The following is a 17,556-nucleotide window of genomic DNA, read 5'->3' as shown; positions in this document are numbered from 1 at the left end:
CAGGTCCGCGCCAACGAACTGTCTGAACACCGCGCCGGGCACCACCGGCGCAAGCCTATCCGAGAGGTAACGCACGTGAACAAGAAGAAGATAGCGCTCGCCGCTGTCGGGATCACCGGTCTCCTCACCGGCACCGTCTGCGCCAGCCAGGCCGTCGCCGACCCCTCCGGGCCGCCGCCCTACCGCCAGCTCTCCGGTGTCGGCTCCGACACCACGCAGGACGTGATGAACGGCCTGGCCAACGCGATCACCATCGGCGGCCAGAAGGTCATCGGCTCGTACGACGCCACCGGCTCGGCCCAGATCACCACCAAGGACCCCGCCACCACCCCGGGCTGTACCATCAGCCGCCCGAACGGGTCGGGCGCCGGACGCACCGCCCTGCTGAACTCCCTGCAGGCGGCCAACGGTTGTCTGGACTTCTCGCGCTCGTCCAGCCTGAACCTGGGCGCCGCGAACCCGGGCCTGACCTATGTCCCGTTCGCCGTGGACGCGGTGAGCTACTCGATCACGCCCACCAGCACGGTGCCGCGCAAGCTCTCCCTGGCCGACCTCAAGGCCATTTACCACTGCGACCCCAACTACGTGGGCACCGCTCCCAACTTCAGCCTCACGGTGTACCTGCCGCAGGCGGGCTCGGGCACCCGTAGCTTCTGGGAGTCCACGATGGGGATCACCGACGCCGACGTGGTCGCCGGCGTCTACCCCTGCATCAAGGACACCAAGGCCGGCGCCCCCATCCAGGAGCACGACGGCCGTGTCCTCGACGACAAGTCGATCGTCCCGTTCTCGATCGCGCAGTACAACTCGCAGGCCACGCAGACCATCGCCGACCTCCGCGGCCGCGCGATCCTCGGCACCATCGACAACCTCGCGCCGAACACGCTCAACAGCAACTTCGGTGTGAAGCGCGATGTCTACAACGTCATCCCGACCAGCAAGATCGGGACGGCGCCCTGGAGCACCGTCTTCGTCGGCTCGAACGCTCTGATCTGCCAGCAGCCGACGGTCATCAACACCTACGGCTTCGCGACCAACGCGAACTGCGGCGACACCAGCAAGCAGACCCCCTGACGCTCCCGCAGCACCTTCGTAGTCACTCAACCCCCCATGCCTGATACATCGCTTTCGTCACTTTCGAATCCTTCCAAGAAGGAGAGCACGACTGTGTGGAAGAACACCCTCTCGCGAACCCTGGCGGGCGGTCTCGCGAGCCTGGTCGCCGTGCTTGCAGGCGGCCTCATCCTGGCTCCGTCGGCGCACGCCGCCGACATCGGCACCGCAGTGATCACCCCGGCGACCGGCTCCGACGTCTCCAGCATGACGCTGACCACGTCCGGCCCCTGCCCGGCCAACGCCACCAACGTCATTGTCTCGGTGACCGGTTCGGGCTTCCCGGCCGGCGGCCAGAACGTGGTCGGCAACTCGCCGATCAGCACCTACGGATCGACGGCGGACGGCGGGCTCGTCATCCCGCTCTCCCAGACGATGCGTGACTACGCCAACACGGCGGGCTTCACCAACCTGACCGGCAAGTACAGCTTCCAGGTCACCTGCCGCACGGCCTTCAACGGCACCAGCCTCGGTGACTTCCCGGCGGCGGTCTGGTTCACGTCCAACACGGCGTACCAGAACACCGACCCGGCCGTGAAGACCGACACCACCACCTCCCTCGCGGTGTCCCCGGCCAGCCCGGTCACCGCGGGTACTCCCGTGACGCTGACCGCGACCGTCGGCCCGGCCGGCGCCGCGGGCACCGTGCAGTTCAAGGACAACGGCGCTGCGCTGGGCAACCCGGTGAACGTCTCCGGCGGCCAGGCCGCGCTCACCACGAGCAGCCTGGGCGCGGGCAGCCACTCGCTGACGGCCGCCTTCACGCCGAGCAGCACCGCCTACAACGCGTCCGCGTCCGACGCGGTCGCGTACACGGTCAACACCGCTCCGGCGACCGCGACCACGACCGCGCTGGCCGTTTCGCCGGCCGGCACGGCGGCCCAGTACAGCCCGGTCAGCATGTCGGCCACGGTGGCGCCCGCCTCGGCGGCCGGTTCCGTGAAGTTCCAGGACACCGTGGGCGGTACCACCACCACGCTGGCCACGGTGCCGGTCGCCGCGGGTCAGGCCGCCTACACCACGAGCAGCCTGGGCGCGGGTGACCACTCCTTCTCGGCGGTCTTCGTCCCGACGAACCCGGCCGCGTACCTCGGCTCCGACTCCGGTGCCGTTCCGTACGTGATCGGCGCCTTCGCCGGTGTCACCGCCTCGCAGGACATCACCACCACCGTCGAAGCCGGTGCGCTCGTCATCAGCGTCGACAACCCGCATGTCACCCTGCCTTCCCCGGTGCTCAACGCCAACGGTGACCTGCTGTCCACCACGGGCGCGATCAACCCGGTCACGCTCACCGACACCCGCGCCGGTAACCCGGGCTGGTCCGTCAGCGGCCAGCTGACCGACTTCTCCGACGGCGGTACGCACCTGATCAACGGTCAGAACCTCGGCTGGACGCCGAAGCTGATCGACAGGGGCGCGTCCCAGACCGTCACGCCGGGTGCGGCCGTCGCGGCCGCCAATGGTGTCGCCCCCGCGGACGCGGGCACGGCCGGACTCAAGTCCTCCCGTTCCCTCGCCAACGGAACCGGCCTGGGCACCGCCCACGTCGGGGCGGACCTGGCGCTCAACGCGCCGACCTCGACCGTGGCCGGCACCTACACCGCCACGCTCACCCTGACGGCCATCTGACCCACCCGGATGGTCACGGGGCGGCGGCACTGCCCCCCAGGTAAGCCGCCCCGGGCCGGGGCGGGCAGCGATGCCCGCCCCGGCCGCCCACCCACCCCGCTCCACCCGTCCCGCGCCCGAACGGACGACCCGACATGATCACGACCTCAGCCTGCCGCATCGCCGCCGTCCTGGCCGCATGCCTCCTCGCCGTCCTCCCGGCCGCAGCCGGAACCGCGTCGGCCGCCTCCCCGGTTCCGGCCACCCGGCCCGGCGACGGCGGACAGGGGCGTACGACCTTCGGTGTCCAGCCGTCGGCCGCGAAGAAGCCCGACGCGCGGCCCCACTTCTCGTACGGGGCGACCCCCGGAGCCGTCGTCAAGGACCACATCGCCGTCCACAACTACGGCAAGAAGCCGCTCACCCTGCGCGTGTACGCCGGCGACGCCTTCACCACCGCCGACGGCGGCTTCGACCTGTTCGCGGCGAACCACAAGTCCACCGAGGTGGGCTCCTGGGTGAAGCTCGGCAAGAACGTGCTGAGTGTGCCCGGCCGGTCCCACGTCATCGTGCCCTTCACCCTGACCGTCCCGCAGCAGGTGCCCCCCGGGGACCACACCGGCGGCATCGTCGCCTCGCTGTCGGCGGTACGCACGGACAAGAAGGGCAGCAAGGTCGCGGTCGACCAGCGGGTCGGCGCGCGGATCTATCTGCGGGTGGCCGGGGAGCTCAAGCCCGCGCTCACCGTCGAGGGCCTGCACACGAGCTACCACGGCACGGCCAACCCCTTCGGCACCGGCTCCGCGACCGTGACGTACACCGTGCGCAACACCGGCAACGTCCGGCTGGCGGCCCGTCAGGCGGTGCGCGTGCGCTATCTGTTCGGAGGGGGTGCGAAGGTGGCGGCTCCTCGTGACATCCCCGAGTTGCTGCCCGGCGCCGCCGTGAACATCACGACTTCGGCCACAGGCGTCGTCCCGGCCATGCGCGACACCACCACGGTCACCGTCGACCCGAGGCCCGTGCGCGGCGACATCCAGCACCGGGTGCTGCCACGGGTCACTCGGGTCGAGGACTTCTGGGCCGTGCCGTGGGCGATGCTGGTCGTGCTGCTGGTCGCCGCCGGAGCCTTGACACTCCTGCTCGTACGCAGGCGTGGGCGGCGCGGCGCGGGCACGAGCGCACCGGAGCCGCGCCCCGCCGCGGCCAGGTCGAAGCAGGCCGTCGGCCTCGCGGCGATCCTCCTCACCGCCTCAGCGGTCGTCGCGGGCACTCCTGCCGACGCCGAGGCGGCGGAGTCCGGCGGGCTCGCGGTCAGCCCGGCGCGGGGGAGCGACGCCCAGCCCATCACGCTCAGTTCCGCCGCGCCCTGCCCCGCGAAGACCGCCAACGTCATCGCCCGCGTCACCGGAGCGGGATTCCCCCGCGGAGGCCAGATCGTCGTCGGCAACGCCCCGCTCGCCACCTATCCGAAGGTGCCCGGCGGCGGCCTGTCGATCCCGCTCACGTACACGATGCGGGACTACGCCAGCACGGCCGGCTTCACCACACTGCGCGGCACCTACACCTTCACGGTCAGCTGCCTCAAGGGCGCATTCGACCTGACGAGTCTGCGGGACTTCACGGGGTCCCTGCGGTTCACCGCGAAAGACGCGTACCAGGACGGTACGCGGGTCGCGGTCAAGGCTCCGGACGCCAAGGCGCCGGGGCAATCAGAGCAGCCCGTACCGCCGACCGTGTCGGGGGGCGGTACGGGCGCCGAAACAGGGAGCGCGGCGGGCGCCGGGGCGGGGGCGGCACCTTCCGCGCCCGCGAACGGGTCCGCTGCACCCGCGGGTGCGCCCGCCGCGACGGGGGCCGCCGCCCAGGACTCCAACACCTCGCTCGTCGCCTGGTCGGTGGCCGGTTTCGCCGCCGCCCTGCTGGCACTCCTCATGGGTGCGGCCCACTGGGTGCGGGGACGCCGAGCGCGTGCCGCCGAGCCCGAGCCGGGCGACTGAACACCACCGCCATCCATACCTCTTGAACCATCAGTCACAGGGAGAGAACACCGTGTCCATCACAACCAAGTCCCGCACCTTGATATCCCGGCCGGCCGCCGTCCTGCTCGGATCGCTGATCGCGGCGTCCGGCGCGGCCGGGGTGCTCACTGCGACCGTCGCGCACGCCGAGGTCGTCGGTTCGGCGGAGGTGTCCCCGGCCACCGGCACGGACACCAGCGGGATTTCGCTGACCACGTCGAAGGCGTGCCCGGACACGGCCACGAACCTCATCGTCGCGGTGAAGGGCTCGGGCTTCCCGGCCGAGGGCCAGAACGTGGTGAGCAACTCGCCGCTCAGCACGTACGCGACCACGCAGTCCGGCGGCATCGTGGTGCCGCTGACGCAGACGATGCGTGACTACGCCAACACGGCGGGGTTCACCACGCTGAAGGGCCGCTACGACTTCACGGTGACCTGCCGCACCGCCTTCAACGGCACCAGCCTCGGCGACTTCACCGCACCGATCTGGTTCACCTCCAACACGGCGTACCGCAACACCGACCCCGCCGGGCCGACGGCCACGCCGTCCTCCACGGCGCCCACCAGCACCGGCTCACCGTCGCCCACGGGGACCGCCTCGCCCACCGACACCGCGTCTCCGACGGACACCGCGTCGCCCACCGACACGGCGCTGCCGACGGACACCGCGTCGCCGACCGACACGGCGCTGCCGACCGACACCGCCACCCCGACGGACACCGCGACCCCGGGCGGCGGCTCCCAGGGCATCTCCACCGACGTCAGCGGCGGCGGTTCGGGCGGCGGCAAGGGATCCCTGGCGGCCACCGGCACCGACGTCGCGATGGCCGGCGTGGCTTCGGCCCTCCTCGTGGCGACGGGCATCACGGTCGTGCGGCGCACCCGCCGGCGCGAGGAGTTCCCCGTCACCGACACCCCGAACGTCTGAGGCGGAGGCCGACCATGAAGTTCTCCACCGCACGCCGACCGCTGTCGGTAGCGCTCGCATCCCTCCTCGCCGCCGGAGCGCTCGCGCTCGGCACCACCGGAGCCAGGGCCGATGTCCTCGGCTCGATGGAGGTGACTCCGGCCACCGGTACGGACACCAGCGGGGTCACGCTGACCACCCCCGGACCGTGCCCGGCCGAGGCCACCAACCTCATTGTCTCCGTGGCCGGTTCGGGATTCCCCGCCGAGGGCCAGATCGTGGTGAGCAACTCACCGATCGAGACGTACGGCTCCACGGCCACCGGCGGCATCGTGGTGCCGCTGACGCAGACGATGCGGGACTACGCCAGTACGGCGGGGTTCACCACGCTGCAGGGGCGCTACGACTTCACGCTGACCTGCCGGGCCGCCTTCGGTTCGACGACGTACGGCGATTTCACCGCCCCCATGTGGTTCACGTCCAACACCGCCTACCAGACCACCGCTCCCGCAGCGGCGACCACGACCACCCTCGCGACGGCTCCGGTGAGCCCGGTCGTCCAGGGCACCGCCGTGAAGCTGACGGCGACGGTGGCCCCGGCCGAGGCGGCCGGTTCGGTGCGTTTCCTGGACGGGGCGGCCCAACTCGGCACCCCCGTCGCGGTGTCCGCCGGAGTGGCCACCCTGTCCATCACCACTCTGGCCGTCGGCACACACGCGCTCAAGGCGGAGTTCACACCGTCCGACCCGGCGGCGTACGGCACATCGGCCTCCGCGGCCCTCTCGTACACGGTCAAGATCAAGCCGCCGGCGGTCGTCACACCGGCGAAGGTGACCGGCACCCTCAAGGTCGGCTATACGGCCACCTGCACCGTGGCCTTCAGCGGCGCGACGTCGATCAAGTACCTCTGGCTCCGCGACGGCGCGGTGATCAGTGGTGCCATCGCGCGCACCCGCCCCCTCGTCGCCGCCGACTACAACCACAAGACCGCCTGCCGGGCGATCGCGAGCAACAGCACCGGCAGTACGACCTCGACCAGCCCGGTCGTGACCGTGGCTGCGGGCCCGGCGCTGAAGAACGTGACGAGGCCCTCGATCACCGGCACCGCCAGGGTGGGCTATCGGCAGACGGCAAGGCCCGGCACCTGGACCCCCGCCGCCACCACGTACAGCTACACCTGGAAGCGCGACGGGCGGACGATCACCGGTGCGACCCGCGTGACCTACTACCCGACCAGGGCCGACCGCGGCCACCTGCTCACCGTCACCATCACGGCCAAGCGCCCCGGATACGCCTGGGGTTACGCCACCTCGGTGTCACGGAGGATCGGATGACGGCACCGGCCCTGGCCGACGCCGTGACCGCGGACGGCGCTGCCGTCCGCGGCACATCCGGCGGCCCCGCGCCGTCCGGCCGTCCGGCCGCCGGGCCCCGACTGCGCGTCGTCAGCACGGCGTTGAGCATTCTCGCCGCGCTGCTGCTCGGATTCGTCGTCGACGTCGCTCTCGTCGGCGACCTCCGGCACGCCCGCGACCGGCAGGTCGACTACGCCGGCTTCCGGGCCGAACTGGCCAATGGCGTCGCGCCCATCGGCCGGTCCTCGGGCGGCGGCCTGGCGCCGGGACACGGTGATCCGGTGGCGCTCCTCGACATCCCCGTACTCCGGCTGCGCGAAGTCGTCCGCGAGGGAACCACGGCGGAGGACCTGGCCCGCGGGGCGGGCCACCGCCGGGACACCACCCTGCCCGGCCAGGCCGGAGTCAGCGTCATCATGGGCCGCCAGGCGACCTACGGGGGGCCCTTCCGGCGCCTGGAGGACCTGACCGCCGGGGACAGGTTCACCGTGACGACGGGCCAGGGGAAGCACACGTACAGGGTCATCGGCCCGCGCCGGGAGGGCGACCCCCAGCCCCCGGCCCTTACCGGGGGCCGGGGCCGGCTCACCCTCATCACCGCCGACGGCACGCCGTTCATGCCCCGCGGCATTCTGCGGGTGGACGCGGACCTGGTCTCGGACGTACAGCCCGCTCCGGCGCCCGCCGTTCCGTCCGGCGCCCTGCCGGAGGAGGAGAAGCCGATGGCTGTGCAGCAGACGGCCTGGCTGCCGCTCGTGCTGTGGGGCCAGGGGCTGGTGCTGGCGGCCGCGGCCGTCGCCTGGGCGCACGCCCGCTGGGGCCGGCGGCACACCTGGGTGGTGGGCGTGCCACTGCTCGGCGCCCTCGGCCTGGCCGTCGCCGACCAGGCCGCGCTGCTCCTCCCCAACCTTCTGTGATCGAGTCTCCGCCGAACAAGGACGTGCCGTGAGCGACCAGACAACCCAGACCGAGACCACCCTCCCGCTTCCGGCGCAGGCCGACGGCTTCCGGAGCGCCGCGAGCGCCGCGAGCGCCGAGACGACCGGCGCGAGCGGGGCAACGGGGGCAACGGGGGCGACCCTTGAGGCCCGCAGGATCTCGGCCTGGTTCAGCGACCACAAAGTCCTCGACCGCGTGTCGCTGACCATGCCGACGAGCCTGGTCACGGCCCTCATCGGCCCCTCCGGATGCGGCAAGTCGACCTTCCTGCGCATCCTCAACCGCATGCACGAACTCGTCCCGTCCGCCTCACTGGCGGGCGAGGTGCTGGTCGACGGCCAGGACATCTACGCGAACGGCCAGCGCCTGACCGAGGCGCGCCGCCGGGTCGGCATGGTGTTCCAGAAGCCGAATCCCTTCCCGGCGATGTCGATCTACGACAACGTCACCGCGGGGCTGAAACTCACCGGCGTCCGGCTCGGCGGCGGCGCCAAGGACGACCTCGTCGAGGAGTGCCTGACCAAGGCAGGCCTGTGGAAGGAGGTCCGCACCCGGCTGCGCCAGCCCGGCGGCGCACTCTCCGGCGGCCAGCAGCAACGCCTGTGCATCGCCCGCTCGTTGGCGATCCGCCCCAAGGTGCTCCTGATGGACGAGCCCTGCTCGGCGCTGGACCCCACGTCCACCCGCCGCATCGAGGAGACCATCCGCGAGCTGGTCCACGAGGTCACCATCGTGATCGTCACCCACAACATGCAGCAGGCGGCGCGCGTCTCCGACCAGTGCGCCTTCTTCCTCGCCGAACAGGGCACCCCGGGCGTGATCGTTGAACACGGCCCCACACCCGCGATGTTCTCCGCGCCCTCGGACCCGCGGACGGCGGACTATGTGGAGGGCCGCTTCGGATAGGTCCTGTCCGGGCGTACGCGCCGGAGGCGTCATCCCATCTCGACGGGAGCGCGCACCAGCGAGCCGTACTCAGTCCAGGAGCCGTCGTAGTTCTTGACGTCCGGGTAGCCGAGCAGTTCGTGGAGCGCGAACCACGTGTGCGACGAGCGCTCTCCGATACGGCAGTAGGCGATGATCTCGCGGTCGGACGTGATGCCCTTGCGCGCGTAGAGCTCCTTGAGCTCCTCGGCGGACTTGAACGTCCCGTCGTCGTTGGCCGCCTGCGCCCAGGGGACGTTGGCCGCGCCGGGGATGTGGCCGGGGACCTGCGCCTGCTCCTGCGGCAGATGCGGGGGCGCCAGCTTCTCGCCCCGGTACTCCTCCGGGGAGCGTACGTCGACCATGCGGGCGGAGCTGCCGAGGCTGTCCAGCACTTCGGCGCGAAGGGCTCGGAACTGCGGGTTCTCCTGTCCCGAGACCGTGAAGCCGGTGCGCGGGCGGTCCATGACCTCCTGGGTCAGCTCGCGGGCCTCCAGCTCCCACTTCTTGCGGCCGCCGTCGAGCAGCTTCACTCTGTTGAAGCCGCGCAGCCGCAGGATCCAGTAGGCGTACGCCGCGAACCAGTTGTTGTTGCCCCCGTACAGCACCACGGTGGTGTCGTCCTCCACCCCGGCCCTGCCGAGGAGTTGCCCGAGCGCTTCGCGGTCCACATAGTCGCGGCCGACGGCGGCGTGCAGGTCCCTGGCCCAGTTCCAGCCGACGGCGCCGGGAATATGGCCCTGCTCGTACGCCGAAGTGTCCTCGTCCACGTCGATGACGCGCACCGTGCCGTCGTCGAGGTGGGCGGCCAGCCACTCGGTGTCCACCAGTGTCTCGGGGTGGGCGTAGCCGCTGCTGCCCATGGTCTTCTCCCTTCTCTCCCTGCTCTCTGTGCTCTTTGTGCTCTCAGGCTTGAGGCGTCAGGTCCCTCACCCCGCCGCTGATCACCGCGGTCACGGGGATGCCGACCCGGTCGAGCAGACTCGCCGCGATGATCGCCCGGCGGCCGGTCCCGCAGACCGTCCAGATCTCGCGGTCCCTCGGCATCTCACCGAGCCGTCGCGGCAGTTCGGCGAGGGGAACGGCGAGCGTGCCGGGAATTCCGCCCTCGGGGCGGTCCGGCCGTACGTCGAGCACCCGCCGTTCGGCGATGTGTCCCGCCAGTTCGGCCACGTCCGCGGTACGGAAGGAACGCACCGGGCGGCCGGCGGCCCGCCAGGCGTCCACGCCACCCGCCAGATATCCCGCGACGTTCTCGTATCCGATCCGCAGCAGCTGCATCATCGCCTCGTCGGCCGCCTCCTCCTCCGGCTCCGGCAGCACCAGCGCCAGGCGCGCGCCGAACGGGACGACCTCGCCGACCAGGCTCGCGAAGCGGTCGTCCAGCTCGTCGCAGAGGGACCCGGGCAGATGCGCCGCGGCGAAGCTTCTGCGGTCGCGGCCGTCGACGAGCTGCGCACCGCCCCCGACCAGCCCCTCCACCATGCCCGGCGTGAGCGGCCGCAGCTCGGGCCGGCCACCGAGCACCTCGGGACCGGCCCGGTTGATCGGCGCCATGTAGCGGTAGTACGCGGGGTACGGCGGCAGCCCCGACAGCCGCTCGCCGAGGAACTTCTCCTCGTTCTCGATGGCCAGCGTCGGGTTGCTGCGCCGCTCGGTGCCCATGGTGGTCGTCCTGTTCCCGGACACCGGTCCGGCCGCGCAGGAGCTGCCCGCTCCGTGCGTCGGCAGCACGCGGGTGGTATCCGGCAGCAGAGAAAGCCGCCTCAGCGAACGGAACTGCGCCCGGGCCAGCTCCTCCGTACGCTCCTCACCGGAGAGGTCGGTGCGGCCCGCGCCGCCGACGAGCAGACTGCCTCCGGTGAAGACGGCCGTCGGCGCCAGGCGCGGGTCGTCGAACACGAGGTACGAGGTGTGCTCCGCCGTGTGCCCGGGCGTCTCCATCGCCCGCACGGTCGCGCCTCCGACGACGATCTCGTCGTCCTCGGCCAGCGGCAGATGATCAAACGCGTACGGCGCGCGGGCAGGCCCCGCCACCGTGGCGCCGGTCGCCGCGCGAACCTCCAGCGCACCGGAGACGTAGTCGTTGTGCACATGCGTCTCCAGGACGTACCGGATGCGCACCCCCCTGGACGTACAGGACTCCATGAGCCCCCAGCTGTCCCGCTGGGGGTCGACCAGCGCGGCCTCGTCCCCGCTGACGAGGAGATAGCTGCTGTCACCGAGCGACGCGGTGGTCATGATCTCGATAGCGCTCATACCGTCACCTCTGCTCACTGCCCCGGGGGCGCTCATACGACGACCAGCTCGACGGATGCGACGGGGTTGCAGCCGTACCCGTGGGCGTTCCACGGCGCCCGGGACGGCTGGACCTGGCCGTGCTCGTCCGTCGCGCGGGCGAGCAGCCGGTACCGGCCGGGCCGCGCGGGCGTCCACAGGCAGGACCATTCCGTCCAGGCGTACGCCCCGGCCGACGCTCCGAGCACGGCGTCCCGCCAGCCCCCGTCGCTGTATCCCTCTTCTTCCTCGTACGCGGCCCGCACCTGGACCCGCCGCACCGGGACCCCGCCACCGGACCAGGCCCGGCCCCGTACGGCGGTCTCATGACCGCGCCGTACGGCCGAGTCGGGCTCGGGCGAGGTGATCATTGACTTGACCCTCAGGGTGGTCACGGGCCCGTCGGGCGTGCCTCGCGACGCCACGTAGACGTACTCCTCGGCCTGGAAGACGCCGGTGAACGGCTCCGTGGCGGCCCGCGCCCCGACCAGCCACTTCACATCGGCGACCGCGAATTGGCCGGGGACCACCAGACGCACCGGCGCCCCGTGCTCGGGCGCCAGCGGCTCACCGTTCATGTGCGTGGCAAGGAGCGTGTCCGGGTGCAGGGCCACGGCGAGCGGGAGGCTGCGCTCGAAGGCGGTCCGGCGGCCGTGCACGGTACCAGAGTCGGCTCCGGCGAAGACGACTTCCAGCGCCGTCGGCCCGATCCGCGCCCGGGCGGCGAGGAGACGGAACGGCACGCCCCCGAAACGCGCGCAGCCGACCGCCCGTTGGCCCCACGGCAGACCGGGCGGGCGCGGTGTCATCAGGCTGCGGCCATTGCCGGCGCATTCCAGTACGACGTCGAGCTCGCGGCGCGGCATCGCAAGAAGCTCGTCATAACCGATGTCGAAGGGCGCGGCCACGGTGCCGCCGAGCCGCAGCCGCCACCGCCCGGGTGTCGTGCGCGGTACGCCGAAGTGATCGCGTACGAAGAAGGCACCGACGGGTGTGACCGGCTTGGCCAGCGCGGCCGAGGGCGTCTGCGCGTTGTACGGCTCGGCCGTCACCGTCTCGGGTGCCCAGGCCGTGGCCCCCGGCCCGTGGGGAATCGCCGATGCGGTCATTGGCAGCACCTTCCGTCGGGCTCATGGGGAGCACGACGAGGGTCGCTTCCAGTATTGCGTCCGGGGGTCGGCCCCGCTCGCGTGGGCATCCGACCTAGGACAGGGGCGCATGCACGGCGACGACGCTTCCTTGCGCATCCACAGTGAGCGCGACCCGCTCGACCGTGTTCGTCGCGACGAGAACGACCCACACGATGCCCCACAGAAAACAGGTGACGAGGGTGAGGATGGCGTGCAGCACATGGTTCACCGGCTCACCCCGGACCAGAACCGCCTGGCTCTCGGAGCGGGACTCCACCCGCCATCCGCTCGCGATCCGCTGATTCACCGCCCAGTCGAGAACGAGACGCCGCCGCGCCTCGTCGGGCACGCCGCCTTCGGACCCGAAATAGCCGGGCGGCGGCTGAAGGGGCTCCCCCCACCCGGGTGACACCTTGCGGAGCTTCATGGACTCACCTCCACACGTGCGGGGCCATGAGTCCAGCGTGCGTCGCGTGGCCGGTCGCAGCACCCCGAAATAAGCTGGCGAAGGCAGACAAAGTCCTGGATGAGGGAGATATGCGCCATGGCAAAACGAGGCAACAAGCGACGCGCCCGCAAGAAGAAGAAGGCCAACCACGGCAAGCGCCCCAACGCCTGACCCGACAGTCACCGGCGGGCCCCAGGCAGCCGGGAGCGACCCAGTGGCCACTCCCGGCGCTGCGGTCACCTGGTCGGAACGTCCTCCACCCGCTCACCCTCGGCCTGCGACGGCTCGGTCCTGGGCACGTCCGGGTGCACTTCCACGGCACTGCGCTCGCCTGGTTCGTCACGCTCGCCCTCGGCCTGCGACGGGGTGTGCGAATACAGCCAGGTGTCGTAATCCGATTCCGAGGCTCCGGTTTTCATGACGGGCCTCCTTCACTCGCTCACTCCCATCCTCCACCTTCGCGCGTGGTTACGGCGAGGCGAATCCGCAGGATTCGAACCCGCCCACAGGGCTCCCCAGCTCAGGGACCTGCCCTTTCGGGGCTCGGAAGGCTCGACCTACGCGCCCGACCGGGCATGCATCGCCGTTCCTGAACCTCAGCCAAACGGTCTTGCCCGATGGCAGGCGCGGAGCGACCCCCACCGCGTCGCCAGGCATTTCGACGAGGAGCAGCCCGCGCCCGTACTCGTCCGACGGCTGAGGATCGGGTGCTGGAGCAGGCAGCCGTTTCCCGCGGATGTCACCGTTTCGCTGTCCCTTGCCCAGCCCCAGTCGGTGAGCTGTTGGACGGCGAGCACGCGTGCGAGGCGGGCGCCGCGCCGGGCGGAACCGAGCCGCTGGCTGAAGCGAGCTGCGGGGGCGCCGAGTTGGGGCACATGGATTTCCGACTTCATGTGACAGAGCGTGGCCGGATGCCCCTACGCTGACCAGGTCAGCCATCGGTGCGGAGGGTGCGCGTACCGGTACGTTCGGTTGCCTGTCCGGGATGGCGGAGGTAACCGGCCGGGCGGGTAAGCGTGTTGGGCGGTTGTGATCATGACGGACGGTACTCATCAGAGGGGCGCTGAGCGCCGCCCCGATCCGCCGGAAGACGTGGACGGCGCGGCGGATCTGAACCGGGCGGTGGGCAAACAGCTGAAGCTGCTGCGGGAGCGGGCCGGCTGGACGCAGAAGGAGCTCGGAGACAGGCTGGGGTACAGCGAGGACCTGATCTCTTCCTTGGAGCGCGGGCGCAGGACCCCACAGCCGGAGCTGCTGGACGCGGCGGACGATCTGCTGGGCGCCGGCGGCCTGTTGAAGGCAACCAAGGATGACGTGGCGCGGGCGAAGGCCCGGGCGAGGGTCAGGCATCCGGCGTGGTTCCGGGACTATGCGCGACTGGAGGCAGAGGCGGTCGAGGTCAACTTCTACAGCACGCTGACGGTTCCGGGTTTGACCTGTGTGGTTGCTGACCGGGGGTTGGTTGCCCGATCGTCGTGGTGTCGGGTGGCCAGGTTCCGGGGGTGGCGGCCATGGTGTCGTGGCTGGAGGAGACCGAGCGACTCTTTCCGATTACACATCGCGGATCGTTGAACTGCTGCGGTTGGCCCCCCAGGAATGCAGGTCGTGATCCGCGGGTCGGCTGGCGGCGACGACGGTCTTCAGGGCGCTTGGTCTGCCCGAAGTCTGTCCGACGGCATGCACACGGCCTCTGCAGGTGGCGTAGCTGGCCGGGCCGAGGGGCGCACCGCTGGGATGGCTCCGCGACTTGCTGTCCGTGCTGCCCACGCCGACAACCCAGACCACGCAGCACACGCGGGTGCCGGTGCCCGGGCAAGGCGCCCAGCGGGACGGGCCGCCTTCACTCGATCGGGTTAGAAACCGTCAATTCCGTCCCGTGCGCGGAAGCCGCTGCGTAGCTTGTAAGAACGAGGTCGCCGAGTGGCCGTCGATATGCCACGCCAGCAGACGGGACCCACCAATCTCTTTGGAGTTGGAGCCTCGGCACTGTGCAAGTAGCCGTGAGGGGGGCTGTGGGCACTCGTCACTATCGGATTCGCCCGCTGGAGTCCGGCAGCGGGGCATCGGCATCGCGTCTGCAGGCTCCCGGCAGCGGATTGCCATGGTACGCACTGCTCGTTCTTGTCCTGCTGTGCGCGGGATACGCCGTCGGTTCCGCGGTCGGCTGGGGGTCGGGTGAAGCCGCCTTGATCATGGGCGACTTCGGGTTGAGCGCCGCGTCTGGCGCGGCGGCTGTGTCTTGTTTCCTCTACGCCCGTCGACGCAGTATCCGGTTTCGGCTGGCCTGGCTGCTGTTCGCGCTCTCCTCGGCCATGGCGGCCCTGGGCTACCTGGTCTGGGGGTGGTACGAGGTCGTTCTGCAGCGGCCTGTGCCCAGTCCCACCTATGCCGACGGGTTCTTCCTGTGCTTCGCGCCGCCGGCCATCGTGGGCTTGCTGGTGCTTGCCAAGCGGCCGGTGACGAGGGCGGGCTGGGTCTGTCTCGGGCTGGACGCCTGGCTGTTCGGCGGCTCGCTGCTGACCCTGTCGTGGAGCCTCGCCCTGGCGGTGAAGTTCGAGGGATTCAGCGTGGTGCACACCGCGCTGTCCTTGGCGTACCCGCTGCTGGATATCGCGCTGGTCTCCATAGTGCTTGCGTTGCATTTCCGGCGCTCGGCGGTCAGACGCATCGCGGTCAACACCTCGATTGGGGCGCTCGCGCTGACCGTGATGTGCGACGTCCTGTTCACCTCGCCGCTGCTGCACAGCAGCTACCACTCGGGCCAGATCCTAGACGCGGGCTGGTTCGCTGGCTCGCTGCTCCTGTCGTATACCCCCTGGGCCGCGCCCCGGGGCGGGCATCCGGAGGGAGCCGATCGTGTGAGCGGGCGTCTGGGTCATCTGGATGGTCACGACCGCGACGACCGTCGCGTTTTGTATCCGGCCACCCGGCCCATCACCGGCTCGCTGGCCGCGCTCACGCCCTATCTCGCGGCCGTCGTCTGCACCTTGGGGATTCTCTACAACGTCCTCAGCGGCCGCAGCGTGGACCGCGTGGTGCTCTTCACCGGCACCACCGTCGTGCTCGCCCTCGTGGTGCGCCAGGGCATCATGCTGATCGACAACATCACCCTCACCCAGGAACTGGCGCAGCAGGAGAACCACTTCCGATCCCTGGTGCAGGGCTCCAGCGACGTCATCATGATCGCCGCGCCCAATGGTGTCCTGCGGTACGTCTCCCCGGCCGCCGCCGGGGTCTACGGACGGTCCGCCGAGGAGCTGGTGGGCACCGAACTGGCCAATCTCATCCACCCGGAGGATCTGGGCTGCGTGGTGCACGAGGTGCGTCGCTTCCTCGCCGCCAGCCCCCAGGAGGAACCCACCACCCGCATCGAGTGCCGCTTCCGGTCCGGCGAGGGCGGCTGGCTCAATGTGGAGTCCACCGTCAACCGTCACCACGGCGGCCTCATCTTCAACAGCCGGGACGTGACTGAGAGGCTGCGCCTGCAGGCGCAGTTGCAGCACAACGCCGAGCATGATCCGCTCACCAACCTGCCCAACCGTGCCCTGTTCACCAAGCGCGTCCAGCAGGCACTTGCCGGCCGCCGCGCCTCCGACCGCGGCACGGCGATCCTCTACATCGACCTGGACGGCTTCAAGGCCGTCAACGACACGATCGGGCACCAGGCCGGGGACGAGCTGCTCGTCCAGGCCGCCCGCAGACTCCAGCAAAACGTAGGGAACGAGGACACCGTGGCCCGTCTTGGCGGCGACGAGTTCGCTGCTCTCGTCGTGGACAGCAGTAGCCGCGACCACTCGGCCCGCGAGCAGAACGTCCTCGAGCTCGCTCACAGGCTGAGAATCACTCTGTCCCAGCCCTCCGCCATCGATGGCGGAGAGGTCAAGGTCACCGTGTCCATCGGAGTCGCCTTCGCTGAGCCGGGGCTTGCCGCGAGCGAGTTGCTGCGCAACGCCGACCGGGCCATGTACCGCGCTAAGAGTTGGGGGAAGGACCGGGTCGAGCGATACGCACCACATATGCAGGACGAGACTCCTGCGGTGGCCAGAGCTGCCGGCGAGACGCTGGAGCATACCCTCGCCCGACTCCTTGTACGGCTCGGGCCGCCTCCCGAGCCGACCGAACTCGAATATGCCCCAGCAGGAAACGGCGACGGAGGCGCCCGGCTGTGAGTACGGACGAAAACAGCAGTGCTCTGCCCCTCCCTCAGGACGATCCCGTCGTCGCGGCGGGCCTGGACATCGCCATGAAGTGGGGCGCCGCCCTCGGCGGGCCGGAGAAACTCAAAATTGCGTTCGAAGCGCTGGAACCCCAGCTAAAGCGGGAGCACCTAATCCGCCTCAGGCAGCTGGACATGCAGCGCGAGGCCACCGCACGTGCTGAAGAGAACGCCAGGGTCGCTGCGGAAGGCATGGTGCGACTGGAGCAGGAGAAGCGTCAGCACGCACTCCGGATGACCGGTTTGTACCTCAGCGCCGTGATCAGTGTCGCCATGCTCGTCGTCGGCGTTTACGTGGCCAAGGACATGTGGTGGCTTTCGCTATTTCTCTGGGGTCCCAGCCTGCTGGCGATGGGTAAGCTGTACGCGCTGCGCCGTAGTGACCCTGATGACATGAAGGCTCTGTCTCTGGGCGCCAGGACCGCGACAGGCGCAGCCCAGCAGGCGCAACCTCCCCCCGTCCCGTGATACGCCCTAGTGCTCCAGTGGGAGTTCTGCATTCATGCTGGTCACAGGCGATCTTTCGAGCCTAAGGGCCGTAAAGAATCAACACGTTGCTTCATGGTCTCCCTGTCGTTGGTGCGGTATGCGCATCCCGAGCGAGGTTCGTGACCAACT

Annotated in this window: 15 protein-coding genes and 1 pseudogene; 11 read left to right on the top strand and 5 right to left on the bottom strand. The window is 70.4% G+C overall.

All coding sequences use genetic code 11. The features are described from left to right. Positions 1-75: 75 nt before the first annotated feature. The 7 genes from OHA61_RS11750 to OHA61_RS11720 all read left to right on the top strand — a co-directional run bounded on the left by OHA61_RS11750 (position 76) and on the right by OHA61_RS11720 (position 8,849). Positions 76-1,074, top strand: a complete 999-nt coding sequence (locus OHA61_RS11750; RefSeq protein WP_406303029.1) for a hypothetical protein — start codon at positions 76-78, stop codon at positions 1,072-1,074. Between the two features lie 93 nt (positions 1,075-1,167). Further along, on the top strand, positions 1,168-2,742 hold the full coding sequence (locus OHA61_RS11745) for an Ig-like domain repeat protein (RefSeq protein WP_406303028.1): 1,575 nt from the start codon (positions 1,168-1,170) through the stop codon (positions 2,740-2,742). Between the two features lie 134 nt (positions 2,743-2,876). Continuing rightward, entirely contained in the window at positions 2,877-4,721 is a 1,845-nt protein-coding gene (locus tag OHA61_RS11740; RefSeq protein WP_406303027.1) for a WxL protein peptidoglycan domain-containing protein, read from the top strand. Between the two features lie 52 nt (positions 4,722-4,773). Further along, a complete protein-coding gene (locus OHA61_RS11735) occupies positions 4,774-5,670 on the top strand; it encodes a hypothetical protein (protein ID WP_406303026.1) in 897 nt (298 codons plus the stop codon). 14 nt (positions 5,671-5,684) lie between these two features. Next, positions 5,685-6,983 (top strand): Ig-like domain-containing protein, encoded by a 1,299-nt coding sequence (locus OHA61_RS11730; protein ID WP_406303025.1) that lies wholly within the window; start codon positions 5,685-5,687, stop codon positions 6,981-6,983. Next, positions 6,980-7,921, top strand: coding sequence for a sortase domain-bontaining protein (locus OHA61_RS11725; RefSeq protein WP_406303024.1), 942 nt, complete (start codon positions 6,980-6,982; stop codon positions 7,919-7,921). The genes OHA61_RS11730 and OHA61_RS11725 overlap by 4 nt, the downstream gene beginning before the upstream one ends. Before the next feature lie 178 nt (positions 7,922-8,099). Continuing rightward, entirely contained in the window at positions 8,100-8,849 is a 750-nt protein-coding gene (locus tag OHA61_RS11720) for a phosphate ABC transporter ATP-binding protein (protein WP_406307322.1), read from the top strand. Between the two features lie 29 nt (positions 8,850-8,878). On the opposite strand, the gene OHA61_RS11715 is transcribed toward OHA61_RS11720, so the two are convergent. From OHA61_RS11715 to OHA61_RS11700, 4 genes are all read right to left on the bottom strand, one after another. After that, the gene (locus OHA61_RS11715; protein ID WP_406303023.1) at positions 8,879-9,730 is read right to left on the bottom strand and encodes a sulfurtransferase; all 852 of its coding nucleotides are present in this window, start codon (positions 9,728-9,730) and stop codon (positions 8,879-8,881) included. A gap of 43 nt (positions 9,731-9,773) precedes the next feature. Then, a complete protein-coding gene (locus tag OHA61_RS11710; protein ID WP_406303022.1) occupies positions 9,774-11,126 on the bottom strand; it encodes a rhodanese-like domain-containing protein in 1,353 nt (450 codons plus the stop codon). A 32-nt stretch (positions 11,127-11,158) separates the two neighbouring features. Further along, positions 11,159-12,253: a molybdopterin-dependent oxidoreductase gene (locus OHA61_RS11705; RefSeq protein WP_406303021.1), complete on the bottom strand. Its 1,095-nt coding sequence runs from the start codon at positions 12,251-12,253 to the stop codon at positions 11,159-11,161. 94 nt (positions 12,254-12,347) lie between these two features. Beyond that, the gene (locus tag OHA61_RS11700) at positions 12,348-12,701 is read right to left on the bottom strand and encodes a hypothetical protein (protein ID WP_406303020.1); all 354 of its coding nucleotides are present in this window, start codon (positions 12,699-12,701) and stop codon (positions 12,348-12,350) included. 117 nt (positions 12,702-12,818) lie between these two features. Here OHA61_RS11700 and OHA61_RS11695 point away from each other — a divergent pair, with 117 nt between their 5' ends. Next, entirely contained in the window at positions 12,819-12,893 is a 75-nt protein-coding gene (locus tag OHA61_RS11695; RefSeq protein ID WP_100661309.1) for a 50S ribosomal protein bL37, read from the top strand. 65 nt (positions 12,894-12,958) lie between these two features. Here OHA61_RS11695 and OHA61_RS11690 read toward each other — a convergent pair whose 3' ends face one another. Further along, positions 12,959-13,141, bottom strand: a complete 183-nt coding sequence (locus tag OHA61_RS11690; protein ID WP_406303019.1) for a hypothetical protein — start codon at positions 13,139-13,141, stop codon at positions 12,959-12,961. A 616-nt stretch (positions 13,142-13,757) separates the two neighbouring features. Between OHA61_RS11690 and OHA61_RS11685 the strand changes: the two genes are divergently transcribed. The 3 genes and pseudogenes from OHA61_RS11685 (at position 13,758) to OHA61_RS11675 (ending at position 17,406) form a co-directional block, all read left to right on the top strand. Beyond that, on the top strand, positions 13,758-14,294 hold the full coding sequence (locus OHA61_RS11685; RefSeq protein WP_406303018.1) for a multiprotein-bridging factor 1 family protein: 537 nt from the start codon (positions 13,758-13,760) through the stop codon (positions 14,292-14,294). A 503-nt stretch (positions 14,295-14,797) separates the two neighbouring features. After that, positions 14,798-16,774: pseudogene (locus tag OHA61_RS11680) on the top strand (diguanylate cyclase domain-containing protein); the annotation flags it as partial. A 113-nt stretch (positions 16,775-16,887) separates the two neighbouring features. Next, positions 16,888-17,406, top strand: coding sequence for a hypothetical protein (locus OHA61_RS11675; protein ID WP_406303017.1), 519 nt, complete (start codon positions 16,888-16,890; stop codon positions 17,404-17,406). Positions 17,407-17,556: the final 150 nt, after the last annotated feature.

The sequence above is a fragment of the Streptomyces sp. NBC_00885 genome, assembly GCF_045207475.1.
In the GTDB taxonomy this organism is placed as follows: Bacteria; Actinomycetota; Actinomycetes; order Streptomycetales; family Streptomycetaceae; genus Streptomyces.
The sequence above is the reverse complement of the archived record's forward strand: the minus strand, read 5'-3'. Positions and strand labels throughout refer to the sequence as shown.